This is a genomic window from Pimelobacter simplex (assembly GCF_024662235.1).
GTDB lineage: Bacteria > Actinomycetota > Actinomycetes > Propionibacteriales > Nocardioidaceae > Nocardioides.
Genome location: NZ_CP096276.1, coordinates 1,318,494 through 1,330,787, shown reverse-complemented (window position 1 = coordinate 1,330,787; position 12,294 = coordinate 1,318,494). Strand labels below are relative to the sequence as shown.

Genomic DNA, 12,294 nt, shown 5'->3' with positions numbered 1-12,294 from the left:
GGTCAGCGCTTCTGGAGCATGCTGGCGACCTGGAAGGCCATCTCGAGCGACTGCACCCGGTTGAGCCGCGGGTCGACGACCGACTCGTAGCGATGGGCCAGGCCCTGCTCGTCGAGCTCCTCGCCGCCGCCGACGATCTCGGTGACGTCGTCGCCGGTGTTCTCGACGAGGATGCCGGCCGGGACGGTGCCGAGCGCGCGGTGCACGTCGAAGAAGCCCTGGACCTCGTCGAGGACGTCCTCGAAGCGGCGGGTCTTGTAGCCGTTGGATGCCTCGAAGGTGTTGCCGTGCATGGCGTCGCACACCCACGCCACGTCGACCCCCTCGGCGGTGACCTTCTCGACCAGCGCCGGCAGGCCGTCGCGGATCTTGGCCGCGCCGAAGCGGGTGATGAACGTGAGCCGGCCGGGCTCGTTGGTCGGGTTGAGCTTGGCGGCCAGCGCGAGCGCGTCGTCCGCGGTCGCGTTGGGGCCGAGCTTGCAGCCGATCGGGTTGCTGATGTGGCTGAAGTACTCCACGTGGGCGCCGTCGAGCTGACGGGTGCGCTCACCGATCCAGACCATGTGGCCCGAGACGTTGTAGGGCTTCTCGGTGCGCGAGTCGATGCGGGTCATCGCGTGCTCGTACTCCATGAGCAGGGCCTCGTGCGAGGAGTAGAAGTCGACCCGGTGGAACTCCTCGGGGTCGGCACCGATCGCCTGCATGAAGGTCAGCGCCCGGTCGATCTCGGCCGCCATCGCCTCGTAGTGCTGGCCGACGGGGCTGTTGCGGACGAACTCGGAGTTCCAGGTGTGCACCTGGCGCAGGTCGGCGTAGCCACCGGTGGTGAACGCGCGCACGAGGTTCAGCGTGGACGCCGACGCGTGGTAGACGTCGAGCAGCCGCTGCGGGTCGGGCCGGCGCGACTCGGGGGTGAACTCGAAGCCGTTGACCGCGTCACCGCGGTAGGCCGGCAGGGTCACCTCGCCGCGGGTCTCGGTGTCGGAGGAGCGCGGCTTGGCGTACTGGCCCGCGAGCCGGCCGACCTTGACCACCGGCACGGACGCGGCGTAGGTCAGCACGACCGCCATCTGCAGCAGCACCCGCAGCTTGTTGCGGGTGTTGTCGGCCGTGGCGTCGACGAACGTCTCGGCGCAGTCGCCGCCCTGGAGGATGAAAGCCTCACCCCGGCTCGCCGCGGCGATCTTGGCCTTGAGCTCGTCGCACTCGCCCGCAAACACCAGCGGGGGCAGCGTGCGCAGTCGCTGGACGGTCGCCGCGAGGGCCGCGGGGTCGTCGTACGACGGCTGCTGCTTCGCTCCGATGGCGTGCAACTGCTCGAGGGACGGGAGGGTGCTCACTCCCCCAGCGTACGGCTCCGGCCGAGCGGCCGCCGAGTCGGCGGCCGCTCGTGGACGGTGCGGGCAGGCTCAGCCGCCGGTGGTGCCGATCCGGTAGCTCTTGAACAGCGTCCCGTTGGCGTAGCCGAAGCACGCGTCCGACCCGCGCCGTTGGGTGCACTTGTCGGTCGGCACGTGGATCCCGATCTCGAAGACCGGCTTCTTGCCCCGGGGCACCTTGACGATCCGCTGGCTCGACAGGTGGGACGTCGCGCGGAGGTGGGTGGACATCCACACCGTCTTCTTTCCCTTGCGCGCGTCGATCGCGTACTTGGCGGACTTGCCGCAGAAGCGCACCGTCCCCCAGTTCATCGACGCCGAGACCGGGCCGAGGCTCTGGCCGATCGACAGCTGGAGCGTGTCGCAGGACGCCTTGCGGGACGAGATCGCCTTGGTGTCGGAGTGCTCGAGGATCCGGGTCGCTCCCACGTTGTCGACGTGCAGCTTGAACCAGCCCTTGACCGACCCGCCGTAGGCACCGGCGTTGGCGATGTCGACGTCGAGGACGTAGTAGTCGTCACGGATGTCCTCGCGCAGCCGGTAGGTCCGCAGCCGCACCTTGAGCGTGCCGCGCGCGACCTTGTAGCCCTTCCACGTGCAGTCGACGTCCTTGGCGCGCGGGGTCGTCGCGCGCGGCCGGGTGTAGACGCAGTGCTCGATCCGCTCCGAGTAGTTGCGGTAGGCAAGGTCGATCGTTCCCACCCGGGGCTTCTCCCCCACCAGCACGAGGTCGCCCCTGACATCGGCGCGCGCGTCAGGCGCGCCGACCATGGCGAGCAGCCCGGCCAGCAGCACGAGGAGCGCGGCGCCGACCGACCAGCTCCGCGCGGCCGCCGTCACCGGGGATCGTCCGTCGGATCGATGTCCATGTGCTCGATGTCGCTGAACTCGGGCGGCTCGTCGTCCTTGTTGGCGACGAGGTTGACGAGCCAGGTCACGAGCCAGAGCACGACGCCGATGGCCAGCAGCCCGCCCGCGATCTCGTAGACCACGCCCGCGCGGTCGACCCACGGACCGGCGAGGTAGAGGCAGAGCAGCGCCGCGAGGTAGGGAATCGGTCGCGGGGTGGTGAAGAAGGTCCGGTTGTGGTCGGCCCGGCGCGTGCGCAGCACGATGCAGGCGATGTTCACGACGGCGAAGACGCAGAGCAGGATCAGCGAGGTCGTGGAGCCGAGGTTGGCGACGACATTGCTCTCCTTGTTGCTCGTCACGTAGATGATCAGGATGAGCGCGAGGAGCGTGGTGAAGCCGATCGCCACGGCCGGCGTACGACGGCCGCGGAGCACGACGCCCAGCTGGCGGGGAAGCACCCGCTGCTTCGCCATCCCGTAGACCAGTCGGCTGGCCATCAGCATGTTGATGAGTGCGGTGTTGGCGACCGCGAAGACCGCGAGGAACGGGAAGATCTTGTCGATCGGGAAGTCCGGCGAGCCCTTGTGGACCACCTCGACGAGCGCCCGGCCCTCGGACTCGTAGATCGTGCGCAGCTCGCTCTGCGAGAGAACGCTGACGACCGAGACCGCCACGAGCATGTAGAGCACGGCGGCGATGCCGAGACCGATGAGCATCGTGCGCGGGAAGATCCGCTCGGGGTCCTTGGTCTCCTCGACCATGTTGACCGAGTCCTCGAAGCCGACCATCGCGAAGAAGGCGATCGACGTCGCCGCGGTGACCGCGAAGAGCAGGCCGATGTTCTGGTAGTCCTCGAAGCTGAACAGCTCGCCCATGTCGGCTTCGCCGCGGGCGATGACCGCGAACCCGACGCCGATCACGATGCACAGGGCGGTGGCCTCGACCAGGGTGAGGACGATGTTGAACTTCACGCTCTCGCCGACGCCGCGCAGGTTGATCAGGGCGAGCAGCAGCATGAAGCCGAGCGCGACCGCCGTGACCGTCCCGGTGCTGACCGAGGTGACGGTCCCGCCCGCTTCACCCGTGGCCGCCCAGATGTCGTTGAGCGCCAGGCCCTGGAAGAGGTTCTGGGCCAGCGTGTTCGCCGACGTCGAGGCGCTCGTGATGCCTGAGCACACGACGGCGAAGGCGACGATGAAGGTCAGGAAGTGCACCCCGAACGCCTTGTGCGTGTAGAGCGCCGCGCCGGCAGCACTGGGGTACTTGGTTACCAGCTCGAGGTAGGACAGCGCGGTCATCGTCGCGACGATGAACGCGAGCAGGAAGGGCAGCCACAGCAGTCCGCCGACGTAGCCCGCCATCTGCCCGGTGACGGCGTAGACGCCGGCTCCGAGGATGTCGCCGACGATGAAGAGGAGCAGCAGCCACGGGCCCATGACCCGCTTGAGCTCCGGATTGCCGTGCTGGTCCGACGCCGGGGCGTCGGCGGTGTCTGTCGACATGAGTGTCGTTTCCTTCCCCGAGTATGGAAGTTCTCGCGACTCACCTTGGCTCAGCCGACGGCGAAAGGGAAGCATTTGGCCCACGCGGCGCGGTCGGCCCGCCGGCCGTGCCTAGCCGAAGAAGACCCGGGCCTCGTCGTACTCGCGGGGGCTGACGAGCTTGAGCTCACCGGTCCCCTCGACCAGTGGCACCCGCACGATGTCGGTCCCGCGCAGGGCGACCATGACGCCGTACTCGCCCTCGGCGACGGCGTCGATGGCCTGGAGACCGAAGCGGGTGGCGAGCCAGCGGTCGAAGGCGGTGGGGGTGCCGCCGCGCTGGACGTGGCCCAGGACGACGGCGCGCGCCTCCTTGCCGGTGCGCTGCTCGATCTCGTGGGCCAGGCGGTCGCCGATGCCGCCGAGGCGGACGTGGCCGAAGGCGTCCTTCTCGCCGCTGACCAGGGTCATGCCGGTGCCGTCGGCGGGGACGGCGCCCTCGGAGACGACGATGATGGGGGCGTACTCGCTGCGGAAGCGGGTCTCGACGTGGGCGCAGACGGCCTCGATGTCGAAGGGGACCTCGGGGATGAGGACGGCGCTGGCGCCGCCGGCGATGCCGGCGTGGAGGGCGATCCAGCCGGCGTGGCGGCCCATCACCTCGACGACGATGGCGCGGTGGTGCGACTCGGCGGTGGTGTGGAGGCGGTCGATCGCCTCGGTGGCGATGTTGACGGCGGTGTCGAAGCCGAAGGTGAAGTCGGTGCCGGACAGGTCGTTGTCGATCGTCTTGGGTACGCCGACCACGCGGACGCCGAGCTCGGCGAGCTTCGTGGCGACACCGAGCGTGTCCTCGCCGCCGATGGCGACCAGGGCGTCGACGTCGGCCGCGGCGAGGTTGTCCTTGATCCGCGCGACGCCGTCGTCGACGGCGAAGGGGTTGGTCCGCGAGGAGCCGAGGATCGTGCCGCCGCGCGGGAGGATGCCGCGGCACTGCTCGATGCCGAGAGGGACCGTGACCCCGTCGAGGGGGCCGCGCCAGCCGTCGCGGAAGCCGACGAACTCGAAGCCGTGCCCGTTCACCCCCTTGCGCACCACGGCCCGGATCACGGCGTTCAGGCCCGGGCAGTCACCGCCACCGGTCAGCACTCCGACGCGCATGCCGCCAACCTACGTCGGGGACGGTCGCGCTCTCTAGGGTGAGTCCATGACCTTCTCCATCGTGGCCCGTTCCGCCGACGGCGAGTCGTGGGGCGTCGCCGTCGCCTCGAAGTTCCTCGCGGTCGGCTCCGCCGTCCCGGCCGCCGTCGCCGGCGTGGGTGCCGTCGCCACCCAGGCCGACGCCAACGTCGCCTACAAGGGCCTCGCGCTCTCCCACCTCGACGAGGGCGCGACCGCGCCCATCGCGCTCCAGCGCCTCATCGAGGAGGACGACGGCCGCGACCACCGCCAGGTCGGCATCGTCGACATCGACGGCGGCGCGGCCTCGCACACCGGCACCGAGTGCATCCCGTGGGCCGGCGGCCGGATCGGCGACGGGTACGCCGTCCAGGGCAACTGCCTGACCGGCGAGGAGGTCGTCGAGGCGATGGAGGCGGCCTGGCTGGCCGGCGACACCGACGCTCCCCTGCAGGACCGGCTCGTGGCCGCGCTGTCCGCGGGCGACGCGGCCGGCGGCGACCGCCGGGGCCGGCAGTCCGCGGCGATCCTGGTGGTCCGCGACGGCGCCGGGTACGGCGGCCTCGACGACGTCGCCGTCGACCTGCGCGTCGACGACCACGAGGTGCCGATCGACGAGCTGAAGCGGCTCCTGGACCTGCACGAGCTCTACCTCACCGCGTCCACCGAGGACGAGAAGGTCACCGTCGACGACGCCCTGCGCGCCGAGCTCGAGGAGTTCGCCACGGCCAGCGGGCACCGCGACTTCCACGCCTGGGTCGGCACCGAGAACTACGAGATGCGGGTCGCGGCCGACCTGGGCTGGATCGACCGGCGGGTGCTGGCGATCGTGCGCGGCGAGGACCGCTGAGCAGGGTCGGGGATCGAGAGCCGGCGCGAGCAGGTCGACGAGGTCACCGGGCGCTGAGCCGGTCCCGCGCAGCCTGCGCCGCGTCGCGCTCGGCGGTGGCGGTGCGCAGCTCGGCACCGGTGCCGTCGCGGACCTCCTCGGCCTCGGCGACCTCCTCGTCGAGCTCGTCGGACTGCTCCTCGAGGTCGGAGAGGCGGCGGCGCAGCTCGTCGATCTCGGCCTGGAGCTGCAGTGCGCGGGCGGCGAGGCGGTCGACCTCGGCGCCGGCGTCCTCGTGCGCGGCCAGCGCGGCGTCGTACTCGTCGGTGGCGGCGGCGAGGCGCTCGTCCGCGGTGGCGCGGGCCTTGGCCGCCTTGTCCGGGTCCGGTACGACGTGCAGGTCGGGCGGTCCCGGACGCGGCACCTCGCGCGGCGTGGCCGCGAATCCCAGCGCCTCGGGAACCGCGATCGCGCTCACCAGGTCGGCGGGGTCCATCGGCTCGATGCCGGTGGTGCGCAGGGCGCTGACGAGCAGGCCGCTGCGGACGGCGCGTCCGCACTCGGCGTCGATCATCGCGGCGGTGAGGGTCGCCTCGACCTGCTCGGCGACCGCCTCGGTGACCCGCAGGCCCTCGTCGAGGGCGAGTCGGCGCGCCTGGGTGGTGACGGCGGCGGTGACCTGGCGGCGCTGCTTGGTCAGCGTGCGCAGCTCACCGGCGGACATCGCCTCCTGCGCCTCGCGCAGCGCGGCGCCGACGTTGAGCACCTGGTCGACCTGAGCGGCCTCGCGGCGCACGAGCAGGTCGACGACCCACGCGGCGGTGCTCGGCTTGCGCAGCGCCTTGACCTGCGCGGCGAGCGGCGTCCCCTTGAGCTCCTTGGCCCGCGCGTCGCGCGCCGGGGTGAAGTCCCCCAGCGGCAGGGCGTAGAGGTCGTCGGCGATCTCCAGCAGGTCGGCCATCCGCTGAGTCTGTCATCCAGTCGGACGCCAACGCGTCCCCAGTCCGTCCTGCGACGGTCGTGGCGACACTGACCCGAAGGAGTCCCGAATGACCGACCAGATCCTGCTGCCCGGCCAGGCCGCCGCCCCGGCCGGGCCGGCCGACATGACGATGATGTACGTCCTGCACCACGCGTTCCGGCGCGACCTGCGCGACTTCCGCGCCGTCGTGGAGGGGGTCGCGGCCGACGACCAGGCCGCCTGGGGCCGGCTGCGCGAGCGCTGGGGGCTCTTCACCTCCGAGCTGCACACCCACCACACCAAGGAGGACGAGATCCTCTGGCCGCTGCTGGCCGGCCGGGCCCGCGAGGCCGCCGACCTCGACAGCCTGCGGGTGCTGCGCGAGATGGAGGCCGAGCACGGGGTGCTCGACCCCCTGCTGACCTCGTGCAACGCCGGCTTCACCGCGCTGGCCGCCCAGGCCGACCCGGACGTGCTCGGCGACCTGCGCGACGACCTCGCCGACCTGGACGCGGCGCTCGACCGGCACCTGGGCCACGAGGAGTCGGCAGCGGTGCCGATCCTGCAGCGCTACGTCGCCGGCGAGGAGTGGGAGGTGATCGAGCGCGAGAAGTTCCGGGGACGTCCCTCGGTGGGCCACGCGCGCCGGTTCCTGCCCTGGATCTTCAAGGGGCTCGGGGCGGACGCCGCCGACCGGGTCCTGGCGATCGGCGGGCCCGGCATGCGGCTACTGCTGGCCAGCTCACGGCGCGGCTTCGAGCGCCGCGAGCGTGCGGCCCTCGGCTGACGCCGGGAGCCGGAGCTCGACCTTGCAGCCGAGGCCGGTGCTCCCGGCGCCCAGCCGGAGCACCGCGCCGAGCTCGTCGGCGCGCTCGCGCATCGAGCGCAGGCCGATGCCCTCGACCTTGTCGGGCGGGAGACCGACCCCGTCGTCGGAGACGACGAAGAGCGTGTCGCCGTCCGCGCGACGGCGCAGGTGGACGTCGCAGCGGCTCGCCTGGGCGTGCCGGCTGACGTTGAGCAGCGCCTCGCTCGCCATCTGGTAGACCGCGACCTGGATCGGCGGCTCCAGGTCGACGTCGGCGGCGACGGTGACGTGCACGGCGAGCTCGTCGCCGGTGAACCGCTCGGCCAGCGCGGCGAGCGCGGTCGCGAGGTCGCCGTCCTCCAGGGCCAGCGGGACCAGCGACCGGCTCAGCCGGCGTACCTCCTCGCCCTGCTGGGCCAGCTCGCGCTCCAGCATGTCGAGCATGTCCTCGGCCGCCTGCGGGTCGCGCTCGCGCAGGCCCCGGGCGGCGACCAGGCCGAGCCGGATGCCGGCCAGCGCCGGGCCGAGGCCGTCGTGCAGGTCGCGGCGCAGCATCCGCCGCTCCTCGTGCCGTACGCCGGCCATCCGGCGCCGCGCGGTCGTCAGGGCGTCGACCGACTGGGTCAGGTCGATGGTCATGCCGACCAGGCCGGCCACCTCGGTGAGCATCCGCGTGGTGCGCTGGTCGAGCCGCTCCCCCGGACGGGGCCGGGCGACCAGCCGGCCGACGTCGCGGCCGCGGCTGGTCAGGGTCAGCACCAGGTCGTCCCCGCCCGCCGGCACCTCGGCGGTCCCGGGCGCGACGAGGTGCACGTCCGCCAGGCGCAGGCTCCGGCACAGGCCGGCGGCGAGGGCGTCGAGGTCGAAGCCGTCCCGGCCGTCGGCGCTCGACAGCAGCCGCGCCGGATCGGCCCCGGTGCCGTAGACGAGGTGGTCCACGCGCCGCTGCACCAGCCGGCGCAGCGGGGTCGCGCCCAGGCCGACCAGGCCCACGGCGAGCGCGAGGGCGACGTCCGACTGACCGGGCAGGACCTGGGTGGCGACCGCGATGAGGAGCAGGTAGGCCAGTGCGATCGCCACGGTCATCATCGCCCAGACGACGCCGCGGTTGACCCGGGCGTCGACGCCCCACATCCGCCGGCCGAGGACCAGCACGAGCAGCGCGGCCGGCAGGAACAGCTGGGCCACCAGCAGCAGCGCGCCGCTCACCTCGGCCGCCGTCCCGGTCCAGTCGTCCGACATCGGCATCAGGAACGCCACCAGCGCCACGACCATGGCGCCGTGCCCGGCCAGCAGCCAGCCCAGGCCGCCGCGCTCCGCGGGCGGGGCCCGGCGCACACGCACCAGCAGCCAGATCCAGACGCCCACGCCGAGCAGGGCGACGGTGCGGTCGGGCCAGAGCCCCAGGCTGCGCAGCAACGACTGCCACCAGGCGACGTCGATCCCGAACGGGTTCGGCGGCAGACCCGGCACCACGACGGTCAGGCTCGGCAGGGTGGAGACCACGATCGCGCCGACCGCCACCGCGACGGCGGGCCACCGGCGCCGGCCGCCCGGCACCACGAGCAGCGGGACGACGGCCACGGTCGCGTAGACACCCGGCACCCACGCCCAGTAGGGCAGGTACACCGCGAGGTCCTGCCCGGGCCAGGCGCCGTCGAGCGCGACGTACCCGGCGGCGAGGCCGGAGGCACCGCACCCGAGGGCGGTGAGCGCCAGGATCCAGACCACCGGGTGGCGCGCCCGGGGCAGCATCATCAGCACGACGCCGCCGTAGACGACCGCCGTGACGACGTCCATGATCCAGTCGGCGACGTTGGGGGGCGCGGTGCCGGTGCCGATCAGGGCCGCCACGGCGCCCGCGGCCAGCAGCCACGACGTGCCGGCGACCAGCCAGGCCAGGACGTGCCAGCGGCGGGTGGTCCGCGTGGTCACGGTCGCGCCAGGCGGGAGCGGGCGGCGCGGGCCACCGCGGACCCGATGATGAGCTCGCCGCGGGCCACGCCGCGGATCGCGCGCTGCACGTCGTCGGCCTCGGCGGACTTGAGCAGGTAGCCGGCCGCGCCGGCCTCGAGCGCTCCGGCGACGTGGTCGTCGTCCTCGTGCATGGTCATCACGAGCACCTTGAGGTCCGGGTGCGCGCGCACCAGCTCGCGGGTGAGCTCGATGCCCGACTCCCCCGCCAGGTCGAGGTCCATCAGGACGACGTCGACCCCGCGCCCGACCAGCGCCCGGGCACCCGCGGCGTCGCCGGCGGCACCGACGAGCTCGAGTCCCTCGAGCGAGCCGAGGAGCCCGGTCATGCCCATCCGGAACATCGGGTGGTCGTCGACGACCGCGACCCGGAGCAGCGCCGTGGCCGCCGCAGCGGCTTCGACCGGCACCTCGCCGGTCACGCGCTGCTGGAGGATGGCGGTCTCCAGGGCGCCGACCGCGGCGCTCGCGTCGACGCCGAGGTCGTCGCGCAGCGTCTCGCGCAGCCGGCGCAGCGCGGCGAGGCCGTCGACCTGGCGCTCGGCCCGCACCAGCGCGGCGGCGTGGAGCAGCCAGAGCCGTTCGCGGTGGGGGTGCCGCGCGGTCTCGGGCTCGAGCCGGCGCGCGGCCTCCGCGGCGCCGCCCTCGTGGATCCGGACCAGCTCGCGCAGCTCGACGGCCGCGGTGCGCACCTCGTGGAGCCGGGCGCGCTCCGCGACGATGGCCGGGGCGTCGCCGAGCTCGGCGTACGGCTCGCCGCGCCAGGCGGCCAGGGCCTCGTCGAGCCCGGCGGTGACGGGGGCGAGCGTGGCCGCGTCGGGCGTGCCGCGCAGCGTCCAGGGCCGCTCGGGGTCGGTGCGCAGGGTCGCGGCCGCGGTCTCCACGGCGGACTCCAGGAGCCGGGCGTCGATCGCGTCGGCGGGCAGCCGCAGCGCGTAGCCCAGCGACGAGGTCCGGATCACCGTGCCCGCACCGCGCGGCGCCCGTCCGGGCTCCAGCACCTTGCGCAGGCCGGCGACGTAGCCCTGCACGGTGACGACGTGGCTCGTCGGCGGCTCGTCGCCCCACAGCGCCTCGACCAAGCCGTCCAGGCTGACCGGGCGTCCCGCGTGGAGCGCGAGCGCGGCCAGCACCTGGCGCGGCTTGGGCGCGCCGAGGTCGAGGACCCGGCCGTCGACCTCGACCTCGACCGGACCGAGCACGCGCACTCTCACGCGCGACAGGCTAGCCACGTCCGGCCCTCCGCACCGGCGGTTGGCGTGCTTGCTCCCCCATCGGACGACCTCGTCAGTGGCCGATGACGCCGGCCGGGTCGTACGCCGCCCGGACCTCGTCGAGCCGGGCGGCGACGCCGCTGGGCCAGGCCGTGTCCCACGCGTCGGGCTTGTTGAGCGCGCCGATGAAGTTCGGCTGGAAGGTGCCGCTCGCCCACGGCGCCATCGCCTGGGCCAGCGCACCCACCGCCGCCGGGACCGGGCCGGCGAACAGCTCGGGCACCGGGGCGCTGATCACGAAGAGCCCGTACGCCGCGTCGCGTCCCGCGACCGCATCGGGCACGGCCGGTGCCTGCGCGAGCCGGCCCCCGAGACGGCGTACCTCGACGACCGCCAGCGGTGCGCCGCTCTGCGGTCCGGCGGCCGCGAGCATCGCGCGGGCGGCGTCGGCGTCGAAGGCGCGCAGCAGGGCGCCCGCCTCCAGCACCGGCATCGGCTGGTCCGGGTCGGCGTGGACCGCGCCGATCGCGGCCGCGGGCAGCTCCGCGAGCGTGTCGAGGACCGGCTCGGCCACCGTGCGCATCGGCTCGACGAGCCCGGCCGCCAGGCCCGGCTCCGCCGTCGCGTCGAGGGGGACGGCGATCCGCACGTGGACCACGAACCGGCCCCGCAGCGGCTCGGGGACGAACGGGAGGTCGGGAAGCTGGAGCAGCGCGACCGAGGTGTTGACCAGGTCGGGCACCTGCGCCGACCAGTCGGCCCACGCGGTGAGCACGGCCTCGGCATCGGCCGCGGCGAAGAACAGTCCGCCACCGTAGACCCGGGTGAGCGGGAGCAGGTCGACCTCGACCGCGGTGACGACGCCCGGGACGTGCTTGCCCCCGAGCAGCGCCCAGAACAGGTCCGGGTGGCTGGACGCGGAGGCGGACACGACCTCGCCCGTGCCGGTGACGACCTCGGCGGAGCGCACGTAGTCGCTGGCCCAGCCGTAGGTGCGCCCGAGCGGGCTCAGCCCGCCGCCGAGCAGGAAGCCGATCGCACCGACGCCCGGCGCCGAGCCGGACAGCGGGGTCAGGCCGTGGGGTGCCGCCGCCTCGGCGACCTCGGCCCACGTGGTCCCGGCGCCGATCCGGGCGCTCCCGCGCGCCGCGTCCACGCGCACGCCGGCGAGCCCGCGGGTGAGCAGCGCGAGGCCGCCCTCGATCGGGTGGGTCCAACCGTGGCCGGTGCCGACGGGGTGGACCTGGCGGCCGGCCCCGGCCGCGCGCCGTACGGCGGCGGCGACCTCGGCCGCGGTGCCCGGCTCGGCCACCTCGTCGGGGGCGTGGCGGTGGGCCAGGTTGAACAGGGGCAGGGCAGCGGGCGCAGCGGGTGCAGCGGGCGCAGCAGGCGCGTCGGGCATGGCGGTTCCTTCTCTCGGTCGGTGGGCGCCCAGCGTCGCCAGCCCCGCTGGACGTGGGCTGGAGGACCTCCGGGCCCGGTCCCCAGTCGGTCTCCAGTGCCTGCCCAGGCGCCGCCGCGAGCCTGGAGCCTCCCCCCGGAAAAGCGGTGGGCGAGCGCGTGTGGGGCGCCTCGTCCACCGCGACCGGGGGCGCACCCGATCCCCGTCGTCCCGGC

At 73.7% G+C, this 12,294-nt stretch carries 10 protein-coding genes; 2 read left to right on the top strand and 8 right to left on the bottom strand.

Features of this window, described 5'->3' with window-relative positions; translation table 11 throughout:
• Positions 1-2: 2 nt before the first annotated feature.
• From M0M48_RS06405 to M0M48_RS06390, 4 genes are all read right to left on the bottom strand, one after another.
• Positions 3-1,340: a class II 3-deoxy-7-phosphoheptulonate synthase gene (locus M0M48_RS06405; RefSeq protein ID WP_257750502.1), complete on the bottom strand. Its 1,338-nt coding sequence runs from the start codon at positions 1,338-1,340 to the stop codon at positions 3-5.
• 69 nt (positions 1,341-1,409) lie between these two features.
• Positions 1,410-2,219, bottom strand: a complete 810-nt coding sequence (locus M0M48_RS06400; protein WP_257750501.1) for a hypothetical protein — start codon at positions 2,217-2,219, stop codon at positions 1,410-1,412.
• A complete protein-coding gene (locus M0M48_RS06395) occupies positions 2,216-3,733 on the bottom strand; it encodes an APC family permease (protein ID WP_257750500.1) in 1,518 nt (505 codons plus the stop codon). The genes M0M48_RS06400 and M0M48_RS06395 overlap by 4 nt, the downstream gene beginning before the upstream one ends.
• Positions 3,734-3,844: 111 nt before the next feature.
• The gene (locus tag M0M48_RS06390; RefSeq protein ID WP_257750499.1) at positions 3,845-4,873 is read right to left on the bottom strand and encodes a 6-phosphofructokinase; all 1,029 of its coding nucleotides are present in this window, start codon (positions 4,871-4,873) and stop codon (positions 3,845-3,847) included.
• Positions 4,874-4,919: 46 nt separating this feature from the next.
• On the opposite strand from M0M48_RS06390, the gene M0M48_RS06385 reads away from it, so the two are divergent.
• Positions 4,920-5,741, top strand: coding sequence for a DUF1028 domain-containing protein (locus M0M48_RS06385; RefSeq protein ID WP_257750498.1), 822 nt, complete (start codon positions 4,920-4,922; stop codon positions 5,739-5,741).
• Positions 5,742-5,784: 43 nt separating this feature from the next.
• On the opposite strand, the gene M0M48_RS06380 is transcribed toward M0M48_RS06385, so the two are convergent.
• Positions 5,785-6,681 (bottom strand): hypothetical protein, encoded by an 897-nt coding sequence (locus tag M0M48_RS06380; protein WP_257750497.1) that lies wholly within the window; start codon positions 6,679-6,681, stop codon positions 5,785-5,787.
• 88 nt (positions 6,682-6,769) lie between these two features.
• Here M0M48_RS06380 and M0M48_RS06375 point away from each other — a divergent pair, with 88 nt between their 5' ends.
• Positions 6,770-7,468 carry a hemerythrin domain-containing protein gene (locus M0M48_RS06375; RefSeq protein ID WP_257750496.1) on the top strand — a complete coding sequence of 233 codons (699 nt, stop codon included), beginning with the start codon at positions 6,770-6,772 and terminating at the stop codon, positions 7,466-7,468.
• Here M0M48_RS06375 and M0M48_RS06370 read toward each other — a convergent pair.
• The 3 genes from M0M48_RS06370 to M0M48_RS06360 all read right to left on the bottom strand — a co-directional run bounded on the left by M0M48_RS06370 (position 7,424) and on the right by M0M48_RS06360 (position 12,079).
• The gene (locus M0M48_RS06370; RefSeq protein ID WP_257750495.1) at positions 7,424-9,424 is read right to left on the bottom strand and encodes a sensor histidine kinase; all 2,001 of its coding nucleotides are present in this window, start codon (positions 9,422-9,424) and stop codon (positions 7,424-7,426) included. The two genes, M0M48_RS06375 and M0M48_RS06370, sit on opposite strands and share 45 nt — an antisense overlap.
• On the bottom strand, positions 9,421-10,677 hold the full coding sequence (locus M0M48_RS06365) for a BTAD domain-containing putative transcriptional regulator (protein WP_257750494.1): 1,257 nt from the start codon (positions 10,675-10,677) through the stop codon (positions 9,421-9,423). Before M0M48_RS06365 ends, M0M48_RS06370 begins: the two co-directional genes overlap by 4 nt.
• A gap of 73 nt (positions 10,678-10,750) precedes the next feature.
• A complete protein-coding gene (locus M0M48_RS06360; protein WP_257750493.1) occupies positions 10,751-12,079 on the bottom strand; it encodes an FAD-binding oxidoreductase in 1,329 nt (442 codons plus the stop codon).
• Between the last annotated feature and the right edge of the window lie 215 nt (positions 12,080-12,294).